The organism is Burkholderia sp. AU38729 (assembly GCF_020419725.1).
Lineage (GTDB): Bacteria > Pseudomonadota > Gammaproteobacteria > Burkholderiales > Burkholderiaceae > Burkholderia.
On record NZ_JAIZQO010000004.1, the window covers coordinates 199731 to 218657 of the forward strand.

Here is an 18927-nt window from a genome sequence, read left to right on the forward strand (position 1 = left end):
CATGGTGCGACCCGTTCATTTCACCTACCGGATCGAGCGCGACGCGCGGCAGCCGGTCGCGGTCGCCGCGAGCGCGTACCGGATGCCGCTCGACACGCCGGCCGACTATGCGCGCGCCGCGCTCGCGGAAAGCGCCGGCGACGTGTATGACGCCGGCGATGCATTCGGCGGCGATCGCCGCGTGTTGCTCGACCACGTACAGTACTTCGCATTCCTCTCCGAAATCACGGCGCGGATCCGCAATGAAGTGCATCCGGACGCACGCGTATTCATCGAAGTCTGCGCGCCGTACTTCGGCGCGCTGCCGGCCGAACTGCTAGCGCCGCACGTGCTGCTCGGCGTGCACCTGTACGACGAAGCGTTGCGCGACGCCGCGCGCGGCGCACCCGTCGTGTGGATCGGCGACCGGATCCTGCGCGACGCGGAGTTCGCCGGCGACAACCGCGTGTGCTGCGCGATCTGGCCCGCGCGGCTCGCCGACGCCTTCGACGCGCAGCTGCGCGGCGCATGGCCGGCGTATGCGATCCGCCTCGACCCGCACCCGGCCGCGCCGCGCGCCGCCGCCACGACGCTCACCGATTCCGCCCATCATTCCGGCGCCGCCGCGCGGCCGGGGAGACCTTGAAATGACTGACACGCTCACCGTCATGCAGGACACGGCCGACATCCGCTGGTCGATGCCCGTCGACGCCCTGATGTCGAACGACTACGCCCTGCGCGAAGAGGCGCTGAACCGGTTGTACGAAAAAGCGAAGGCCGCGCAGTGGGACGTCGCGACCGATGTCGACTGGAGCCACGATCTCGACCCGGCAAACCCGCTCGGCATGCCCGACCCGACGCTGCTGATCTACGGCACCGAGCTGTGGGGCAAGCTGTCGGACACCGACAAGCGCGAGGTGCGCCATCACGCGCAGGGCTGGCTGCTGTCGCAGATCCTGCACGGCGAGCAGGCCGCGCTGATCTGCGCATCGAAGCTCGCGTCGGCCGAGAACGGCCTGAGCGCGCGGCTGTGCGCGGCCGCGCAGATGATGGACGAAGCGCGCCACGTCGAAGCGTACGCGAAGCTCGTGAACGAGAAGCTCGACGTCAGCTACCCGATGAGCCGCTCGCTGAAGGGGCTGCTGCACGACACGATCACGAGCAGCGCGCTCGACATGACGAACCTCGGGATGCAGGTGCTCGTCGAGGGCATCGCGCTGTCGATCTTCCAGAGTGTGGTCGCGTACAGCACCGATCCGTTCATCAAGGACTTGTTCGTGCGGATCCAGCGCGACGAATCGCGTCACTTCGCGGTCGGCCGGATCACGCTGTGCCGCGTGTATGCGGAGATGAGCGCGGTCGAGCTGCGCGAGCGCGAGGAGTTCGTCTGCGAAGGCGCGGCCGTGCTGTACGAGCATCTGTGCGCGGACGACATCTGGGAACCGATGGGGCTGTCGAAGCGCGAATGCAGCGCGATGGTGCGCGAATCGCCGGTCTCCAGCTCGATCCGCCGCTCGATCTTCCGGCGCCTGGTGCCGACGATCCGCGAGATGGGCCTGCTCACGCCGACCGTGCAGGCGACCTTCGAAAAACTCGACGTCCTCGACTACGCGGCGATGCCGCTCAACTGAACCATGACGACGATCTCCTCCCAAGCGTCACGCGATTTCTGGATCGGCATCGACGCGGCGGCCTACGAGCTGCCGGGCCTGCCCGTCGACATCGAGGCCTGGGCCGCCGAGCGCGACTACCCGGCGCAACGGGCCGCGGCGATCGCGCAGTCGGGCAGCCGCTATTTCCACATGGCGCTCGACACGAGCGAGACCGATCTCGCGATCGCGGCGGCCGGCCGCCTGCTCGACACCGCGCGCGTGCATCCGTCCGACATCGGCGCGATCGTGCACGTGCACACGCAGCAGTTCAGCGTGCCGCCCGCGCCGCGCAGCCTGCCGCACGAGCTGGCCGCGCAGCTCGGCATCGAGCCGCTGTGGCTCGGCTCGGTCGCGCAGCTGAACTGCGTGTCGGTCGCGGCCGGCATCGAGACGGTGCGCGCGCTGATGCGCCGCTATCCGCAGCTCGACGCGGCGCTCGTCGTGTCGTCCGACCGCGTGTACGGCGAGGATTACCGGATGCGCCAGATGACGGGCGTGCAGTGCGACGGCGCGGCCGCGATGCTGATCGCGCGCAACAGCACGAAGAACCGGCTCGGCGGCGTCGCGATCGAGACGCATGCGAAATGGCATCGCGGCTCGGATACCGTCGCCGCGAACGAGGCCGACCTGATCATGATGGAGTGGCCGTACACCCGCAAGGCGATCGACGCGGCGGTCGCGCTCGAGCCGTACGCGCTCGACGCGTACGACCTCGTGCTGCCGCACAACGCCGACCTGCCCGGCTGGAACGCGCTGTGCCGCGCGATGCGCGTGCCGGCCGAGCGGCTCTATGCGGAGAACATCCATGCGCGCGGCCACGCGTGCTGTTCGGATTTCCCGATCAACCTGGCCGACGTCGGGCTCGACGCGGTCGCGCGCGGCCAGCGCGTGCTCGGCGTGATGCAGTCGAACTGCGGCGCGTACGCGGCCGCCACGCTCCATCCGGTGGGCCGCCATGACGCCTGAGCGCCCGCTCCCACCCGCCGGCGACCACGCGTGGATCGCCGACCTGCGCACGCCGTGCTACGTGTACGAGCCGGAAGTCGCGATCGCGCGCTACCGGTCGCTGAAAGCGCGGCTCGGCACGCGGCTGATCGTGTCGCTGAAGGCGAACCCGAACCAGGACATGCTCGCGCGCTGCGCGCATGCGTACGAGGATGGCGTCGAACTCGCGAGCCGCGGCGAACTCGACGCGGTGATCGGCCGGATCAAGACGCCGCGCTACCTGAACAACCCGTCGATGGACGAGATGTTCATGCGCGCCGGGCTCGCGTCGCGCTGCCATTTCGTGCTCGACAACCCGGACGCGGTCGCGCGCTTCGCGCCGCTGGCGCGCGAGGCGGCGGCCGGCGGCAGCACGCCGGGCGCCGTGCTGCTGCGCGTGAATGCCGGCGCGCTGGCCGGCGACGATGCACGCGCACTGTGGCACGACCACTTCGGGATGACGCCGAACGAGGCGCACGACGCGGTACGCACGCTCGCCGCCGCCGGTTTGCCGGTGGCCGGGCTGCACGTGTTCTCCGGCCCGCATTCGTTCATCCGCCAGGACGCGACCCAGCCCGACACGCTCGTGCTGCCCGAGCGGCTCGCCGCGCTCGCCCGCGATCTCGCACCCGCCAACGGTGCTCCGCTCGCGTCGCTGAGCCTCGGCGGCGGCTTTGCCGACGATCACCCGGGCGACGCCGCGTTCGAGCGCTATGCGACTGCGCTCGCGCCGCTGGCCGGCCAGTACTCGCTCGCGCATGAATCGGGCCGCGCGATCTTCGCCGATGCGGGCGTGTTCGCGACGCGCGTCGTCGCGGTCAAGACGTGGCAGGACCGCACGATCGCCGTCTGCGACGGCGGGCTGTCGCATGCGTTCCTGCTCGCGCAGACCGAATCGGTGATGCGCCGGCTGGCCGCGCCGTCGCTCGTGCGCCGCACTGCGGCGCCGCCGGTACGCGGCGTGCCGACGATCTACGTCGGCAGCACCTGCAGCCGCGCGGACGTGATCGGCCGCGACGACACGGGCGCGCCGCCGCAGGTCGGCGACATCGCCGTGTTCGCGCGCTGCGGCGCGTATCACCGCACGTACTCGATGGCGCATTTCCTGTCCCACGAAGCCGCGCACGTGTACGTGCGGCCCGCCTAGACCCACCTGAGAGAGAAGCCGATCATGAACGCCCTGATCAGCGTCGCCGACCTGCTCGAACACGGCGCCGCGCGCTGGCCGCAGCATCCCGCGTATGCCGACGGCGGCGGCACGATGACCTACGAACAGCTCGCCCGCGCGGTCCGCCGCGCGGCTGCCGCGCTCGCGTCGCGCGGCGTGCGGCCCGGCGAGCGCGTCGCCATCTACGCGCCGAAACGCATCGAAACCGTGGTCGCGATGCTCGCGGCCAACGCGCTCGGCGCGATCTTCGTGCCGGTCAATCCGCAGTTGAAGGAAGCGCAGATCGAACACATCGTCACCGACAGCGGCGCGGCGCTGTTCATGACCGGCGCGCAGCGGTTGAAGCGCCTGCCGGCGCTCGCCGCGCTCGTCGGCGAACGCGCGATGCTGATCGAGGAACTGGCCGACGCGATCCACGCGCCCGGCACGGATTCACCGGCACCGGCCCCCGCCGGCCGGCCGGTGGACGACGATCCCGCCGCGCTGCTCTACACGTCCGGCTCGACCGGCAAGCCGAAAGGCGTGGTCGTGTCGCATCGCAACCTCGTGTCGGGTGCATTCAGCGTCGCCGCGTACCAGGGGCTGGCCGACGACGACGTCGTGCTCGGCGTGCTGCCGCTCAGCTTCGACGCGGGCCTGAGCCAGCTCACGACCGCGCTGGCCGCCGGCGCGTGCTACGCACCGCTCGACTTCCTGCAGCCGGCCGAAGTGCCGCGCCATTGCGACGCGTTCGGCGTGACGTCGATCACCGGCGTGCCGCCGTTGTGGATGCAGCTCGCGTCCGCCGGCTGGAGCGACACGGCGCGCACGCGGATCCGCCGCTTCGCGAACACCGGCGGCCATCTCGCGACGCCGCTGCTGCACCGCCTGCAGGCGGTGTTCACGAACGCCGCGCCGTACCTGATGTACGGCTTGACTGAAGCCTTCCGCTCGACGTACCTGCCGCCGGCCGACGCGGCATTGCGGCCGACGTCGATCGGCAAGGCCGTGCCGAACGCCGAGATCCTCGTGCTGCGCGCGGACGGCAGCGAATGCGCGGCCGACGAACCCGGCGAACTCGTGCATCGCGGTGCATTCGTCACGCTCGGCTACTGGAACCGGCCCGAGCTGACCGCGCAGCGTTTTCGCCCGCTGCCGCGCCGTCACGGCGAGATCCCGCGCCCCGACGTCGCCGTGTGGTCCGGCGACATCGTGCGTCGCGACGCGGACGGCTACCTGTATTTCGTCGCGCGCGGCGACGACATGATCAAGACGTCCGGCTATCGCGTGAGCCCGACCGAGGTCGAGGACGTGCTGTTCGCGCTGCCCCATATCCGCGAGGCGGCGGTGTTCGGCGTGCCGCACGCATCGCTCGGCGAGGCGATCGCCGCGTGTGTCGTCTCGACACTCGACGCCGAAGCCTGCCGCGCCGACATCGCGCGCGCCTGCCGCGACGCATTGCCGACCTACATGAGCCCGCTCGTCGTCGAGCCGCTGCCGGCGTTGCCGCGCAACCCGAACGGCAAGATCGACCGCCCCGCGCTGAAGAACCAGTATCGCGACGCGTTCGCGCCCACGAACGAGGAGACCGCCGCATGACCCTGTCGACGCTCGATGAAACCTGCCTCGGCGCGCGCCGCATCGCCGAGCCCGGCACGCTGGCCCTGTCGGGCGGCGTCGTGGTGCTGCCGCCCGCCGTCGTGTTCAGCGCGATCCAGGCGCAGGAACGCCATCCCGGCTACCGGCACCTGCTGCTGCCGCAGGCGCGCTTCGCGCGGCCGCGCGGAATGGGCGCACTGACGCCCGACGAAGGCACGCGCCTCGCGCCGGGCGGCCGGCCCACGCTGCGGGTCGCGCCGCCCGGGCGCAGCCTCGCCGATCTCGCCGCCGACGCGGCGCTCGACCTGCGCGACCAGCTCGGCTCCGGGCAACTGGCCCGCACGACCCACGTGATCGTCGCGAGCTGCGCGCTCAACGAAGGGATCGGCGATTCGGTCGTCGGCCGCATGCAGTACGAGCTCGGGCTGCAGCGCGTGACGCCGTTCGCGCTCGGCCAGAACGGCACGCTCGGCTGGTATTCGGCGCTGATGCTGCTCGACGGGCTGCTCGACGAAGGCGACCAGGCGCTCGTGATCCTCAGCGACAAGTGGCTCTACCCGTTCTTCCGCCAGTTCGGCGACCTGGTCGGCTACGGCGACGCGGCCGCCGCGCTGCTCGTGTCGCGCGCGGGCCCGGCGCCCGAGCCGGCCGACTGGGGCGGCGTGCGGTCCGTCGCGATGGAATTCGGGCCGTCGATCGCCGATCCGTGGGCCGACGCGCCCGGCACATTGCGCGACGCGCTCGCGCCGGTCGCCGCGCGTGCGATCCGCCGCGCGCTCGACCTGGCCGGGTTGCGCGCCGGCGAGATCGACTGGTGCGTGCCGCCCGGCTTCGATCCCGGCTTCGCGGCGCGCGTGGCCGACGCCGCGTCGATCCCGGTCGCCGCCCGCATCCAGCATGAAGCGGCCGGCCACCTGTCGTCGGCTGAATCGGCCGCCGCGCTGATCCGGCTCGCCGGCGCGCTCGACGAAGGCGAACGCCGCACGGTGCTCGTGTGGGACGCGGCACTGCATGGCGCCGCGGCGGCAGCCGTCGTCGACCTCGCCGGCGGCCTCGATGCCGCGCTCGATATCGAAGGAGACGCGTGATGAGCGCCTACAAGGTGAGCCTGCGCGAACTGCGCTTCTTTCTGTGGGAACTGTTCGAGGCCGACAAGCGGTTCCTCGCGGAACACGGCCTGTACGGCACGCACGACCGCGCGTCGATCGACGCGCTGCTCGAACGCGCACGCGATTTCGCGCTCGACCTCGGGCGCAGCTACCAGCAGGCGGACGTCGAGGGCTGCACGCTGCTCGACGACGGCCAGGTACGCATTCCGTCGCATTTCCACGCGCTGTGGGCGCGCTTTCGCGACGAATGGTCGAACACGCTGTTCGGCACCGCGCACGGGCTGCCGCCGATCGTCACGCAGATGATCTACGAGATGTTCATGGGCGCGAACCCGTCGTTCATGACGTACGGCGGCTTCACGCGCCCCGCGATCAAGCTCCTGCAGATGCACGGCACGCCGCACCAGAAGGCGCTGATCGCGCCGCTCGAGGCGTACCGCTGGGATGCCTGCTTCTGCGCGACCGAACCGCAGGCCGGCACCGACCTCACCGCGGTCGCGCTGCGCGCGACGCCGCTCGAACGCGACCTCTACGCGATCGACGGCGAGAAGGTCTACATCTCGGCCGGCATGCACGAGCTGACCGAGAACACGCTGTATTTCGTGCTCGGCCGCATCGACACCGCGTCGCCGGACTCGTTCTCGCTGTCGTGCCTCGTCGTGCCGCGCTTCTGGCCGGACGAGGAAACCGGCGAGCTGCAGTCGAACCATGTCGACTGCATCGGCCTGCCGCGCAAGATGGGGCTCAAGGGCTGCGCGAACACGCATCTCGTGTTCGGTTCGAACGGCACGACCAAAGGCTGGCTGCTCGGCGGCCGGCGCAACGTCGGCCTGCTGCAGCTGATGCCGCTGATGAACCAGGCGCGGATGAGCACCGGGATGTTCGGCGTCGGCGTCGCGTCGAGCGCGTACCTGCATGCGGTCGAATATGCGGGCCGCCGGCTGCAGGGCCGGCCGATCGAGCGCGCGTCGAATACGAACGCAGCGCGCGTGGCGATCGTCGAGCACGCGGACGTGCAGCGCATGCTGGTCGACATGAAGAGCCGCGTCGACGGCTGCCGCGGCCTGCTCGGCAAGCTCGCCGCGACCGCCACGCGCGCGGCGATGCTCGAAGCGACGCCCGACGCCGACCCGGCCGAGATCGAGCGCCACCGCAAGCTGCAGCTGCTGCTGACGCCGATCTGCAAGGCGTTCATCTCCGACCAGGCATGGCGGATCTGCGAAACCGCGATCCAGGTGCACGGCGGGCTCGGCTATACCGATGCGAGCCCCGTCGAGCAGAACGCGCGCGACGTGAAGATCCTGTCGATCTGGGAAGGCACGAACTACATCCAGGCACAGGACCTCGTGCGCGACAAGCTCGGCTTCGGCCGCCATTCGCGGCTGATCCAGTACTACCGCGACGAACTCGACGTGTTCCTCGCGCGCCAGCATCACACCGGCACGCATGCGGAGCTGCGTCCGCTGTTCGATGCGCTGCGCACGGGCGCCGACCGGATCGCCACCGCGCTCGACGACATCGCGCGCGACGTGCAGGACGGTCACACGCACCGCAGCAGCCAGTTCTACACGCGCTTTCTCGAGATGTTCGGCGTCGTCACGTCGGCATGGGTGCTGCTCGAATCGGCGACGATCGCCGCGCGCCGGCTCGACGCGCCGGACACCGCCGACACGCCGGCCGAACTCGCGTTCTATCGCGGCAAGCTGAAAAGCGCGCGCTATTACTTCGCGAACGTGCTGCCCGTGGTGGACCAGCACGCGGCCGTGATCGCTGCGATGGCGCATGCGGCGATCAGCGTCAGCAGCGAAGAACTCGCGCAGGTGGAATGACATGGAGACGACGCTCGATTCCGGCACATCCGCTTCGACTGCCGCAACCACCTCGGCCGGCGAAGCGCCGCGCAACCTGCTCGGCCGCCCCGCGACGCGCCATCGCGGCACCGACATCGACGGCGCGACGCTCGAACCTGAAGCGCTGCGCGTGCGCGATCTCGACCTGAACGCGCTGATCGGCGGGACGACGTTCGAAGGCGCGCTCGCGCACCTGTGGTTCGACGTCGCGCCCGGCAGCGCCGCGCATCGCGCACACGAAGCGGCAATCGGCGCGCGGCTCGCGGCGTTCGCCGATGCACTGGCACCCGGGAGTGCCGCGCAATCCGTCGCCGCGGATCTCGGCGCGGCGGGTGTCGCGCCGGTGTTTGCCACGGCGTCCGGCCTGCTGCGCGGCGTCGACGACGTGACGGCCCGCATGCACGGCGACGCGCCGGACGACGCCGATCTCGACACGATGCTGCTCTGCGCGGCCGCCGCGCCGTTCCTGCTGCACGCGGCGATCGAAGGCCGCCCGTTCGCCGCACGCCATGAAGCAGCCGGTGGATCTTTGGACGGTGCGACGACACAAGCTCAACGCATGCTCGTGCTGACCGGCGCGACGCGCAACGACGCAGCGGCTCAAGCGGCGATGGACATGCTGCTCGTCGCGTGGCACGCCGGCTTCGGCTACATCACGCCGACCGTGCTCGCGCCGCGGATCGCGATCGGCACCGGCGTCACGCTCACGCAGGCGATCGCGTCCGGTTTCCTCGCGAGCGGGCCGTCGCACGTCGGCGCGGCGCTCGAGGCGATGCAGTGGCTCGCCGCGCTCGTGCAGTCGGTGCCGGGCGGCACCGGCGCACCGTCTGCCGCGCTCGACGCAACCGGGCGCGCCGCGATCGATACCACGCTCGACGCGAAACGCACGCTGTACGGCTTCGGCCATCCGCTGTTCGTCGCGGATCCGCGTCCACCGCACATGCGCGCGCGGTTCGCGGCGCAAGGCTTCGACGGCGCGTACGTGACGCTGTTCGACGCGTGCTGCGCGCAAGCCGACGCCCGCCGCGCGTTGCGCCCGAACATCGATTTCCTGACGGCCGCGACGCTGCTCGAACTCGGTGTCGCCGCGCCGTCATGGGGCGTCGGCGTCGGGCTCGGCGCGCGCATCGCGGCGATGGCCGCGCATGCGGTCGAGCGGCGTCGCCGCCCGGCTTTCGGTGTCAACAGCGCGACCGCGCGACGGCTGCTGGCCGCCGTGCCGGTCGGCTGGCTGTGAACCCTTTATCCCTTCGGCACCCTTCTGCAAAAGGAACGTCATGCTGCTCAAGAACCTGCGCCCGGCGAACGACTACGATCGCTTCGCCACCGAAACGCTCGAACCGTGGGACCTGCTGTTCATCAGCCGCATCCGCCAGCTCGCCCGCGGGATGACGCCCGGCGTGATCGCCGACATCGGCACGGCCACCGGCGTCGTGCCGGTGCGCCTCGCGACCGACCCGGCGATGCGCGGCTGGCGCTATGTCGGCATCGACCTCGATCCGGCGATGCTCGACGAAGGCCGCCCGCGCATCCACGAACTCGATCTCGACGACACGATCGAGATGCGCGTCGGCGATGCGCTGGCACTGCCGTTCGACGACGGCACGCTGACGATGGCCGTCGGCCGCGCGACGCTGCACCACCTGCCGGACAAGGCATTGAGCCTCACCGAGATGTATCGCGTGCTGGAACCGGGCGGCATCGCGCTCGTGCACGACATGCGCCGCGACGCGCCGCAGCACCTGCTCGACCGCTTCACCGAGATGCGCGCCGCCGCCGACTATCCGCCGACCCACGTCGAGGAGAAGATCACGCTCGACGAAGCGCATGCGCTCGTCGCCGAAGCCGGTCTCGCGGCAGTCGCGTCGATCTACAGCCCGAGCGCCGGGCTCGGCGCGCTCGGCTTCGAGATCCTGCTGAAGAAACCGGCGCTGGCCTGAGTGATGACCGACCTCGCCTTCCTCGCCGCGCACGCCGCCGTGCGGCTCGGTGCCGACGACGTGCACTGCGCGGCGGTCGCGCCCGGCGCGACGCTGCCGCTGTGCGTGACGCCGCGCAGCGCCGAACTCGCGACCTCGCCGGAGATGTTCGTCGCGTGGTACCGCTCGCGGCTCGACACGATCGACACGCTGCTCGACGCGTGCGGCGCGCTGCTGTGGCGCGGCTTCGCGGTGCCCGACACCGCCGCGTTCGGCCAGCTCGGTGCGCTGTATCCGCCGCACGCGAACGGCTATACGGCCGGCGCCGCGCCGCGCAAGCAGATCGACGGCCAGGTGTACGAGTCGACCCGCATGCCGCCGCCGTTCAAGATCGGGCTGCACCAGGAGATGGCCTACATGCCCGCGTTCCCGCGCCTCGTCGCGTTCTATTGCCGGCAGCCGGCCGACGCGGGCGGCGAGACGCCGATCTGCGACATGCGCCGCGTGACGGCGCGCGTGCCGGCCGCGCTGCGCGATCGGTTCGCCGAACGCGGCGTGATGTACCTGCGCAATTTCGCGGCGCCCGGCGCGCGCGCGGACAGCCTCGCCGCCCATCCGGGCATGCCGTTCGCCGAATACCACCGGCCGTGGGACGACGCGTTCGGCACGACCGAGCGCGACGAGGTCGAGCGGCTCTGCGCGGAACGCGGCGTCGGCTGCCGCTGGCTCGACGACGGCAGCGTGACGGTGTCGCACGTCGGCAGCGCGCTGCGCACGCATCCGCGCACCGGCGAAACCGTGTGGTTCAACCAGGCGAGCGCGCAACACCCGAACCCGCGCTCGATGGGCGAGCTCAGCTACCGCTACCTGCAACGCATGTACGCCGGGCGCGCCGCGTTCCCGTACGAGATCCGCTATGGCGACGGGTCGCCGATGCCGTTCGACGATCTCGTCGCGATCTACGACGCGTTCGACGACGAGGAGCGCGCGTTCCCGTGGCAGGCCGGCGACGTGCTCGTCGTCGACAACATGCTGGTCGCGCACGGCCGCAACCCGTACCGGGGCGCGCGCGACACGCAGGTCATGCTGTTCGACTGACAGGAAGCCGACGATGAGCGACTCGTTCCTCGCCTCCGTGCGCGCGCTGTTCGGCCCGCACACCGCGTTCGACCGGCCGCTGCGCACGGCCACGCAGCCGCTGCCCGATGCCCACGCGCCGGGTGCGGCGCTCGGCGCGCGCGCGATCGACGTCGCGGCCGGCGATTTTCATTTCTCCGCGCGGCACGTGCGGTTCCGGCTCGGTGCCGTCACCGCGATCGTCGGGCCGAACGGTTCCGGCAAGACCACGCTGCTCGAAACGCTGCTCGGCTTCCGGCGCGGCGGCACCGACGTGCGCGTGCTCGACGTGCCGGCCGCGCGCTTCATGCGGGATACGCCGTCGCTGCGGCGCATCGGCGCGCAATTGCAGAAGGTCGAGTATCCCGACCATCTCCGCGTGTCGGAGATCGTCGCGCTACACCGCGCGATGTACGTGCGTGCGGACGCCGCGGTCACGGATGCACTCGGCATCGCCGAACTGCTCGACAAGCCGTGCCGCGCACTGTCGAAGGGGCAGCGCCAGCGCATCGACCTCTACGTCGCGCTCGCGCACCGGCCGGAACTCGCCGTGCTCGACGAGCCGTTCACGGGCCTCGACCGTCGTTACGCGGGCGTCGTGATCGACCTGCTGCGCCACCGTGCACGCGGCACGAGCGTCGCGATGATCTGCCACGCCGAGGAAGAGCTGGCCGTCGTCGACGATCTCGTGTGGGTGCGCGATGGCGGCGTGCGCTACCAGGGCGACAAGGACGCGCTGCGCGCCGAGCTCGTCGGCGAGGCGCGCGCGGTCCTGCACTGCCGCGACGAAGCCGACGCACGCGCGCTGCGCAAGCGGCTCGCGGCGCTGCCGGGCGTGACCGGCGTGCGCGTGTCGGCCGCGCACGTCGTCGAGGTATTCGGCGATGCGACGCTGCATCCGAACGTGCACCGCATCGTCGGCGAACAGGGCATCCAGCATCTCGCGCTCGCGCCGAGCACGCCGGGCGACCTGCTGCGCCTCTGTACCGAGGGCCCCACCCATGACTAAGGTGTTCCTGATTCTCGTGCGCAACGAGCTGCTCGGCTATCTGCGCAGCCGCTCGTCGCTGTTCTGGACACTCGTGTTCCCGGTGTTCCTGCTGAGCGTGATGCTGTTCGCGTTCGGCGGCTCGGGTTCGCTCGGCACCGCGGACATCGCGTTCGTCGTCCCCGGCGGCGCGACCCCGTACAGCCGCGCCTGCGAAGCGCAGATCGTCGAGAGCCTCACACACAGCGACACGGTGAAGGCGACCTTCGACGGCCGCGGCGCGGCGGCCGACCGCGTGACCGTCGTGCTCGGCCACGACGAGCGCACGCCGGCGACGATCCGCTACGACTTCAACGGCTCGCTCGCGGTCAAGGCCGCATCGCGCGTCGTCGAGATCGCGCTCGCGCGCTGCGCCGCGCAGCGGCTCGGGCTGCCCGCCGCGCAGGCGCGCTTCGAGAACGCGGCACCCGCGCGCCGCCCGTTCGACTATGGCGCGTTCTTCGCGACCGGCATTCTCGTGATGGCGTTCATGGCGATCGGCCTCAACTCGACGACGACCGCGATCGCGTCGCTGCGCGAACGCAATACGTTCAAGCTGTACGTGTGCTTCCCGGTCTCGCGTGGCGTGTTCCTCGCCGCGCTGATCGTCGCGCGGATGATCATGATGGCGCTGTCGGCGCTCGTGCTGCTGACCGTCGCGCGCGTCGCGTTCGGCATCGCACTGCCGATCGCGACGCCGGACGGGCTGCGCGCGCTGCCGATCGTGCTGCTCGGCGCGGCGATGGTGCTCAGCATCGGCGTACTGCTCGCGAGCCGCGCCAAATCGCTGGCTGCCGCCGAACTCGCGTGCAACGTCACCTACTACCCGCTGCTGTTTTTCAGCGACCTGACGATCCCGATGCACGACGCGCCGGCCTGGCTGAAGGCGGTGCTCGCGTTCCTGCCGACCAACCAGTTCGCGGTCGCGCTGCGCGGCGCGCTGGTCGACGGCGCCCCGTATGCGCAGCTCGCGCCGCAACTGCTCGGCATGACCGCGAGCACCGCGCTGTTCCTGTTCGCCGCCGCGCGGCTGTTCCGCTGGCACGACGCTTGATGCGTCGCCCGCTGTTTCACTGTTTCGATGTTTCGACGAAGGAGAATCCCCCGATGAAATCGAGCAATCCCATCACCGACTACCTGCTGCACGCGAGCAACTTCCTGCCGGCGATCGTGTTCCTGTTCTACGGCCGGCTCGGCCCCGAGCAGCCGGACGTGCGCTGGACGCATGCGTTCCTGATCGGCGGCGTGCTCGCGCTCGTGCATGGTGCGTGGCTGATCCGCCGCGCGGACCGCAACAGCATCGCGATCGGCGTCGACCTGTTCCTCGTGATCGGCGCGGTGCTGGCGCTCGTGTCGCCGACAGGTAGCCGTTTGTGGGGCGAGGAACTCGGGCCGGCCGCGATGCTCGTCTGCGTGCTGGTCGTCGGCATCGTGCATACCGCGTGGTCGGACGGCGGGTTCGTCGACGGCACGTTCGTCGACCATGCGCGCGCACGCTCGCTGTCGATCGTGCTGCTCGCGGTCACCGTCGTCGCGCTCGCGGTGTCGATCGCGATGCGCCACAGCCCGCTGTGGGGCGGCGTCGTGCCGCTGATCGCGCTGGTCGTCGTGCGCGGCCGGCTGCGCAAGCAGCTCGTGCGGGCCGGCTGACGATGAGCGCGCTGCCCGACCGCGCCGCGCAGCGGCACGCGCTCGCCGCGACGCTCGGTGACGGCTGGCTCGACGGGGCATCTTCCGACGAGTGTTCATCGTATGTAACGGATGTGACGCTCCACGGCGGTATCGCGCTCGGCGTCGCACGGCCGGGCTCGACCGCCGACACGAGCGCGCTCGCCCGAGTCGCCGTCGCGCACCGCATCGCGTTGATCGCGCAGGGTGCGCGCACCGGGCTCGTCGGCGCCGCCGTGCCCGATCGCAGCGGTACGCAATGCGTGGTGTCGTTCGACCGGATGCGCGCGGTGCGCGCGTTCGACGCGGCGAATCGCAGCATCACGGTCGAGGCCGGCGTGCGGTTGTCCGACATCAACCGCGTGGCAGCCGAAGCCGGCCTCTGCCTGCCGATCGACCTCGGCAGCGATCCCACGGCCGGCGGCCTCGTCGGCGCGAACGCGGGCGGCAGCCGCCTGATCAAGTACGGCGACGTGCGCCGCAACGTACTCGGCGTCGAAGTCGTGCTCGCCGACGCGGCGGGCACCGTGATCGACGCGCTCGCGCCGCTACGCAAGCGCAACGCGGGCTTCGACGTCACGCAGTGCTTCATCGGCGCGAACGGCGCCAACGGGCTCGTGACGGCCGTGTCGTTCGCGCTTGCGCCGCTCGAACGATCGTCGTGCGCGGCGTTCGTCGCGTTCGCGTCGTACGACGCGGCGCTCGCCGGCCTGCTCGCGTTCGAGCGTGCATTCGGCGAGATGCTGTCGGCATTCGAATTCATGTCGGCTGCCGCCGTCGGCTGTGTCGCTACCGCGTTTCCGGCGGCACGCATTCCGTTCGAAGCCGACGCTGCCGCGTGCTATGCGCTCGTCGAGATCGCGACCGGCATGCCGGGGCTCGATGCGCTGCTCGAGGAACGCACGATCGCGACGCTCGACGCGCTCGCGGGCGAACACGTGGTGCTCGACGCGGCCTGCGCGCCGGCCGAACGGTTCTGGCGGATCCGCGACGCACTGCCTGCCGCGGTGGCGCAGGACGGCATGCCGCTGTCGTTCGACGTGTCGTTTCCGCGTGGTGCGCTGGCCGCGTTCGTTGCCGACGCCGAGCAGTGGATCGCGACCGCGCACCCGTCGCTGCGCTGTCACACGTTCGGGCATTTCGGCGACGGCGGCTGCCATCTCGTCGTGTCGATCCCGCACGCCTGCGCGGAGCGCTACGGGCCGCTGCAGCAGGTGGCGCTGCGCGGCGCGCTGTACGACCGCGTCGTGCGGGCCGGCGGCTGCTTCAGCGCCGAGCATGGCGTCGGGCCGGTCAACGTCGCGTACTACCGCAAGCATGTGCCGGCCGCTCAACGGCAAGTCGCTGCCGCCATCCAGCACGCCGTCGACCCGCTGGGTCTGATCGGGCGTGTCCGCTATTGATGCGCCGTCAAGCGGCGCCACGGAGAATTCGCATGATCCTTCGACATCCGCCCGGCCTGGGTACCGTTTCCGAACCGGATGACGAACCGCCTTTGTCCGGGATTCCGGCCACGCTGCCCGACTCGGGGGTCGTGGTCAACGTGCGAGGGGTGGCGTACGTCATCCGGCTGCCGCCGCGCGATCATGCGCGCCCGGCGCTGTGGCGCGAGTTGGCGGACTGGCGTGACGACCGGTCGGCGGGCAGCAACGGCGAGCCGGAGGCGCGGCAGGATTGAGCGTTGATGTGCGCTCCGGTGCCTTGAAAGGCCACCGCGGAAACGACCACGGCGCCGGACAACCTCGGTCGTCCGGCGCCGCGTCGGGCGAAGCACGCAATCGGAGAATCAGAACACCGCGTGCCCGCTGATCAGGCTCGGCAGCCACGTCGAGAAGAACGGCAGGTACGTGACGATGTTGATCGCACTGAAGATCGCGAGGTAGTACGGCCACGCCATCTTCGTGGTCTCGCCGATCGACACGTTGCCGATCGCGCAGCCGACGAACTGCACCGAGCCGATCGGCGGATGCACGAGGCCGAGCGAACAGTTCAGCAGCAGCATGATCCCGAACTGCACCGGCCCGACGCCGCACGCCATCGCGATCGGCAGGAACAGCGGCGTCGTGATCAGGATGTGCGCGGCCATGTCGACGAACGTGCCGAGGAACACCTGGATGATGTTGATGTACAGCAGCATCAGCCACGGCGCGGCGGTCGACTGCTTCAGCAGCCCTTCGATCGCATCCGGGATCTCCAGGTACGACATCTGGAAGCGCAGCATGTTGGACACCGCGATCAGCAGCAGCACGACGCCCGTCGTGCGCGCCGCATGCGACAGCGCGCGGCGCAGCTTCTCGGCCGTCAGCGTCCGGTAGACCACCGCGGTCAGCACGAGCGAGTACACGACGGCGATCGCGGCCGCTTCGGTCGCGGTGGCAATCCCCTTCGCGACGCACACGAGGATGATCGCGATCACCATCAGGCCGGGCACCGCGCCGACGAAGCTGCGCAGCACCGCATACCAGCCGGGGAACGCGGGCAGCGCGGACGAACCGTCTTCACGGCGCGGATAGCCGTGACGCACGGCCTGCCAGTACGCGGCGGCCAGCACGAAGCCCATCACCCACAACACCGGCAGCAGCCCCGAGAACAGCAGGTCGCCGATCGACACGCCGCTCACCGGCTGGCCGTGCAGCATCCCGGTGATGCCCTGCGCGGCGAACGCGTAGATGATCATGTTGGTCGACGTCGGCATCAGCGCGCCGGCGAGCGACGCATGCGTCGTCACGTTGACCGCGTACGCGGCGCTGTAGCCTTCGCGCTTCATCAGCGGAATCACCACGCCGCCCATCGCCGACGTATCGGCGGTCGGCGAGCCCGACACGCCGCCGAACAGCGTACAGGCGACGACGTTCGCCATCCCGAGGCCGCCGCGGAAGTGGCCGACCGTCGCCTGCGCGAAGCGCAGGATCCGGTCCGCGATGCCGCCATGCAGCATCAGTTCGCCAGAGAAGATGAAGAACGGCACCGCGAGAAACGAGAACGCATTCATTCCCGAGATCATGGCCTGCATCGCGGTCGCGATCGGCAAGCCTTCGACCAGATAGGTCAGCACGCAGGCGATGCCGAGCGCGAACGACACGGGCACGCCCAGCACGAGGAAAATCAGAAAGCTGACGGACAGGATCGCGAGTTCCATGGCGTTATTGTCCCGGCGTAGAACGACGAAGCGCGAGCAGGTGCTCGAGCGAGAAGAGGATGATGGCGATCGCCGCGGGCATCGCGATCAGGTAGCGCACGCCTTCGGGCAGCCCGATGATCGGGATGCGGTCGCCCATCGTCTCGGCGGCCATGCTGCCGCAGCCGATCATGATCATGATCGCGAACGCGATCAGGCTCAGGTGCTGGATCGCGATGACGACCGTGCGCGCCTTCGGCGACAGCCGGCGCACGAGCGAATCGAGGCCGATATGGCCGCCGTCGCGCACCTTCATCGCCGCCCCGAACATCGCGATCACGATCACGAGCAGCAGCGCGATCGGCTCCACGAAATCCGGCGCGTTCTCGAACACGTAGCGCATCACGACCGCGTAGAACACCAGCACCGTCAGCACCGCGAGGCACGCCGACGCAATCACGGCCAGCACGCGGAACAGCACGTCGTTCACGCAGCGCAACAGCGGCGCGGCATGCGGGCGTGGCGCTGTTGCGCCGTCCGGGGCGGCGGCCCCGCCGCCCGAGGCGGTTGCGCCGTTCAGGGAAGTGCGACGTGTCACTTGGTGGCCTCGATCTCGTCGACGATCTGCTTCATCTGCGGCGTCTTTTCATACTTCGTCCACAGCGGCTGCATCGCCTTCACGAATGCCGCGCGGTCGATCTGCGCGGCCGGCAGGATCTTCGCGCCGCCCTTCGTCACCAGCTGCTGCGCAGACGCTTCGCGTGCGGTCCAAAGCTTCTGGTAATACGGCACCGAATCGGCCGCCGCCTTCCTGATCGCCGCCTGCTCCTGCGGCGACAGCGTGTCCCAGACCTTCTTCGAGAACACCAGCACTTCCGGCGTCATCGCGTGCTGCGTCTCCGAGTAGTCGGGCGCCACTTCGTAGTGCTTGGTTTCCTCGTACGACGGCAGGTTGTTTTCGGCTGCGTCGACGAGGCCCGTCTTCAGGCCCGTGTACACCTCGGCGAACGGCATCGGCGTCGGCGTGCCGCCCATCGCCTTGATCTCGTCGACCATCAGGTCCGACGGTTGCACGCGCACCTTCAGCCCCTTCATGTCGGCCGGCGAGCGCACCGGGCGCTTCGCGTAGATCGAGCGCGCGCCGCTCTCGTAGAACGTCAGCGCGATCATCCCCTTCGCGGTGAACGCGTCGAGGATCTTCTGGCCGGCCGGGCCGTACATCGCCTTGCGGAAATGATCGACGTCGCGGAACAGGAACGGGAACGACGGGATCAGCGATTCCGGCACGATCTCGTTGAACGACGCGCCGTTCACGCGCGCCATGTCGATCGCGCCGATCCGCACCTGGTCGACCGTGTCCTTCTCCGAGCCGAGCGCGCTGTTGCCGAACACCTTGATCGAATCCTTGCCGCCCGTCTGCTTCGACAGCTCGTCGCCCATGAACTTCACGGCCATGTTGGTCGGGAAGTTGTCGCCGTGCACGTCCGCCGACCGGAACACGCGCGCCTGGGCGGACATCGCGAAGCCGGCCATCAGCGCGACGGCCAGGGCGATACGGGAGCGGTTGAATCGGTGCTTCATCGTCAGTCTCCTTGATGGTTGTGCTCTTTGTGGCGCGGCGATCCGTCGGCATGCGCATTCTTTGGCGCCGTGCTCGCTGACCGCTGAGTCATACGTCGTATGACGTGTTGACGCGAATGTACGTCGGTTAATCGTTTAACTCACTTGGTGCATACCCGTAGAGCGGCTGCTGTGGCGG

18 protein-coding genes are annotated in these 18927 nt (G+C 70.1%); 15 read left to right on the top strand and 3 right to left on the bottom strand.

The genetic code is table 11. The features are described 5' to 3' along the window. The first annotated feature begins 1 nt into the window (after window position 1). The 15 genes from LGM56_RS13225 to LGM56_RS13295 are packed head-to-tail and all read left to right on the top strand — an operon-like array spanning window position 2 to window position 15728. Window positions 2–625, top strand: coding sequence for a hypothetical protein (locus tag LGM56_RS13225; protein ID WP_226204986.1), 624 nt, complete (start codon window positions 2–4; stop codon window positions 623–625). A gap of 1 nt (window position 626) precedes the next feature. Further along, on the top strand, window positions 627–1610 hold the full coding sequence (locus LGM56_RS13230) for a ferritin-like domain-containing protein (protein ID WP_046547055.1): 984 nt from the start codon (window positions 627–629) through the stop codon (window positions 1608–1610). 3 nt (window positions 1611–1613) lie between these two features. Beyond that, window positions 1614–2597: a ketoacyl-ACP synthase III family protein gene (locus LGM56_RS13235; protein ID WP_226204988.1), complete on the top strand. Its 984-nt coding sequence runs from the start codon at window positions 1614–1616 to the stop codon at window positions 2595–2597. After that, a complete protein-coding gene (locus LGM56_RS13240; RefSeq protein WP_226204989.1) occupies window positions 2587–3762 on the top strand; it encodes a PLP-dependent decarboxylase in 1176 nt (391 codons plus the stop codon). Before LGM56_RS13235 ends, LGM56_RS13240 begins: the two co-directional genes overlap by 11 nt. A 24-nt stretch (window positions 3763–3786) precedes the next feature. Further along, window positions 3787–5361, top strand: a complete 1575-nt coding sequence (locus LGM56_RS13245) for an acyl-CoA ligase (AMP-forming), exosortase A system-associated (protein ID WP_226204991.1) — start codon at window positions 3787–3789, stop codon at window positions 5359–5361. Further along, window positions 5358–6449, top strand: coding sequence for a hypothetical protein (locus LGM56_RS13250; RefSeq protein ID WP_089498832.1), 1092 nt, complete (start codon window positions 5358–5360; stop codon window positions 6447–6449). The genes LGM56_RS13245 and LGM56_RS13250 overlap by 4 nt, the downstream gene beginning before the upstream one ends. Continuing rightward, a complete protein-coding gene (locus LGM56_RS13255) occupies window positions 6449–8299 on the top strand; it encodes an acyl-CoA dehydrogenase (RefSeq protein ID WP_226204994.1) in 1851 nt (616 codons plus the stop codon). The genes LGM56_RS13250 and LGM56_RS13255 overlap by 1 nt, the downstream gene beginning before the upstream one ends. Window position 8300: 1 nt before the next feature. Further along, window positions 8301–9557, top strand: coding sequence for a citrate/2-methylcitrate synthase (locus LGM56_RS13260; RefSeq protein ID WP_226204996.1), 1257 nt, complete (start codon window positions 8301–8303; stop codon window positions 9555–9557). A gap of 40 nt (window positions 9558–9597) precedes the next feature. Then, on the top strand, window positions 9598–10260 hold the full coding sequence (locus LGM56_RS13265; protein ID WP_039347774.1) for a class I SAM-dependent methyltransferase: 663 nt from the start codon (window positions 9598–9600) through the stop codon (window positions 10258–10260). Window positions 10261–10263: 3 nt separating this feature from the next. Further along, window positions 10264–11337 (top strand): TauD/TfdA family dioxygenase, encoded by a 1074-nt coding sequence (locus tag LGM56_RS13270; protein ID WP_226204998.1) that lies wholly within the window; start codon window positions 10264–10266, stop codon window positions 11335–11337. Between the two features lie 13 nt (window positions 11338–11350). Beyond that, entirely contained in the window at window positions 11351–12364 is a 1014-nt protein-coding gene (locus LGM56_RS13275) for an ATP-binding cassette domain-containing protein (RefSeq protein ID WP_226205000.1), read from the top strand. Then, a complete protein-coding gene (locus LGM56_RS13280; RefSeq protein WP_175239002.1) occupies window positions 12357–13436 on the top strand; it encodes an ABC transporter permease in 1080 nt (359 codons plus the stop codon). Before LGM56_RS13275 ends, LGM56_RS13280 begins: the two co-directional genes overlap by 8 nt. Window positions 13437–13489: 53 nt before the next feature. Beyond that, entirely contained in the window at window positions 13490–14032 is a 543-nt protein-coding gene (locus tag LGM56_RS13285; RefSeq protein WP_059590725.1) for a hypothetical protein, read from the top strand. Window positions 14033–14034: 2 nt separating this feature from the next. Beyond that, window positions 14035–15453 (top strand): FAD-binding oxidoreductase, encoded by a 1419-nt coding sequence (locus LGM56_RS13290; RefSeq protein ID WP_226205003.1) that lies wholly within the window; start codon window positions 14035–14037, stop codon window positions 15451–15453. Between the two features lie 32 nt (window positions 15454–15485). Beyond that, complete coding sequence (locus LGM56_RS13295) at window positions 15486–15728, top strand: hypothetical protein (RefSeq protein ID WP_226205005.1); 243 nt, start codon at window positions 15486–15488, stop codon at window positions 15726–15728. A gap of 108 nt (window positions 15729–15836) precedes the next feature. Here LGM56_RS13295 and LGM56_RS13300 read toward each other — a convergent pair whose 3' ends face one another. The 3 genes from LGM56_RS13300 to LGM56_RS13310 are packed head-to-tail and all read right to left on the bottom strand — an operon-like array spanning window position 15837 to window position 18749. After that, entirely contained in the window at window positions 15837–17189 is a 1353-nt protein-coding gene (locus tag LGM56_RS13300) for a TRAP transporter large permease (protein WP_089429834.1), read from the bottom strand. A 4-nt stretch (window positions 17190–17193) separates the two neighbouring features. After that, the gene (locus LGM56_RS13305) at window positions 17194–17766 is read right to left on the bottom strand and encodes a TRAP transporter small permease (RefSeq protein ID WP_226205007.1); all 573 of its coding nucleotides are present in this window, start codon (window positions 17764–17766) and stop codon (window positions 17194–17196) included. Beyond that, on the bottom strand, window positions 17763–18749 hold the full coding sequence (locus tag LGM56_RS13310) for a TRAP transporter substrate-binding protein (RefSeq protein WP_089429836.1): 987 nt from the start codon (window positions 18747–18749) through the stop codon (window positions 17763–17765). The genes LGM56_RS13305 and LGM56_RS13310 overlap by 4 nt, the downstream gene beginning before the upstream one ends. Window positions 18750–18927 lie beyond the last annotated feature (178 nt).

Coding starts and splice junctions, on each gene's coding strand:
- LGM56_RS13225 (WP_226204986.1), top strand. CDS start 2: ATGGTGCGACCCGTTCATTTCACCTACCGGATCGAGCGCGACGCGCGG.
- LGM56_RS13230 (WP_046547055.1), top strand. CDS start 627: ATGACTGACACGCTCACCGTCATGCAGGACACGGCCGACATCCGCTGG.
- LGM56_RS13235 (WP_226204988.1), top strand. CDS start 1,614: ATGACGACGATCTCCTCCCAAGCGTCACGCGATTTCTGGATCGGCATC.
- LGM56_RS13240 (WP_226204989.1), top strand. CDS start 2,587: ATGACGCCTGAGCGCCCGCTCCCACCCGCCGGCGACCACGCGTGGATC.
- LGM56_RS13245 (WP_226204991.1), top strand. CDS start 3,787: ATGAACGCCCTGATCAGCGTCGCCGACCTGCTCGAACACGGCGCCGCG.
- LGM56_RS13250 (WP_089498832.1), top strand. CDS start 5,358: ATGACCCTGTCGACGCTCGATGAAACCTGCCTCGGCGCGCGCCGCATC.
- LGM56_RS13255 (WP_226204994.1), top strand. CDS start 6,449: ATGAGCGCCTACAAGGTGAGCCTGCGCGAACTGCGCTTCTTTCTGTGG.
- LGM56_RS13260 (WP_226204996.1), top strand. CDS start 8,301: ATGGAGACGACGCTCGATTCCGGCACATCCGCTTCGACTGCCGCAACC.
- LGM56_RS13265 (WP_039347774.1), top strand. CDS start 9,598: ATGCTGCTCAAGAACCTGCGCCCGGCGAACGACTACGATCGCTTCGCC.
- LGM56_RS13270 (WP_226204998.1), top strand. CDS start 10,264: ATGACCGACCTCGCCTTCCTCGCCGCGCACGCCGCCGTGCGGCTCGGT.
- LGM56_RS13275 (WP_226205000.1), top strand. CDS start 11,351: ATGAGCGACTCGTTCCTCGCCTCCGTGCGCGCGCTGTTCGGCCCGCAC.
- LGM56_RS13280 (WP_175239002.1), top strand. CDS start 12,357: ATGACTAAGGTGTTCCTGATTCTCGTGCGCAACGAGCTGCTCGGCTAT.
- LGM56_RS13285 (WP_059590725.1), top strand. CDS start 13,490: ATGAAATCGAGCAATCCCATCACCGACTACCTGCTGCACGCGAGCAAC.
- LGM56_RS13290 (WP_226205003.1), top strand. CDS start 14,035: ATGAGCGCGCTGCCCGACCGCGCCGCGCAGCGGCACGCGCTCGCCGCG.
- LGM56_RS13295 (WP_226205005.1), top strand. CDS start 15,486: ATGATCCTTCGACATCCGCCCGGCCTGGGTACCGTTTCCGAACCGGAT.
- LGM56_RS13300 (WP_089429834.1), bottom strand. CDS start 17,189: ATGGAACTCGCGATCCTGTCCGTCAGCTTTCTGATTTTCCTCGTGCTG.
- LGM56_RS13310 (WP_089429836.1), bottom strand. CDS start 18,749: ATGAAGCACCGATTCAACCGCTCCCGTATCGCCCTGGCCGTCGCGCTG.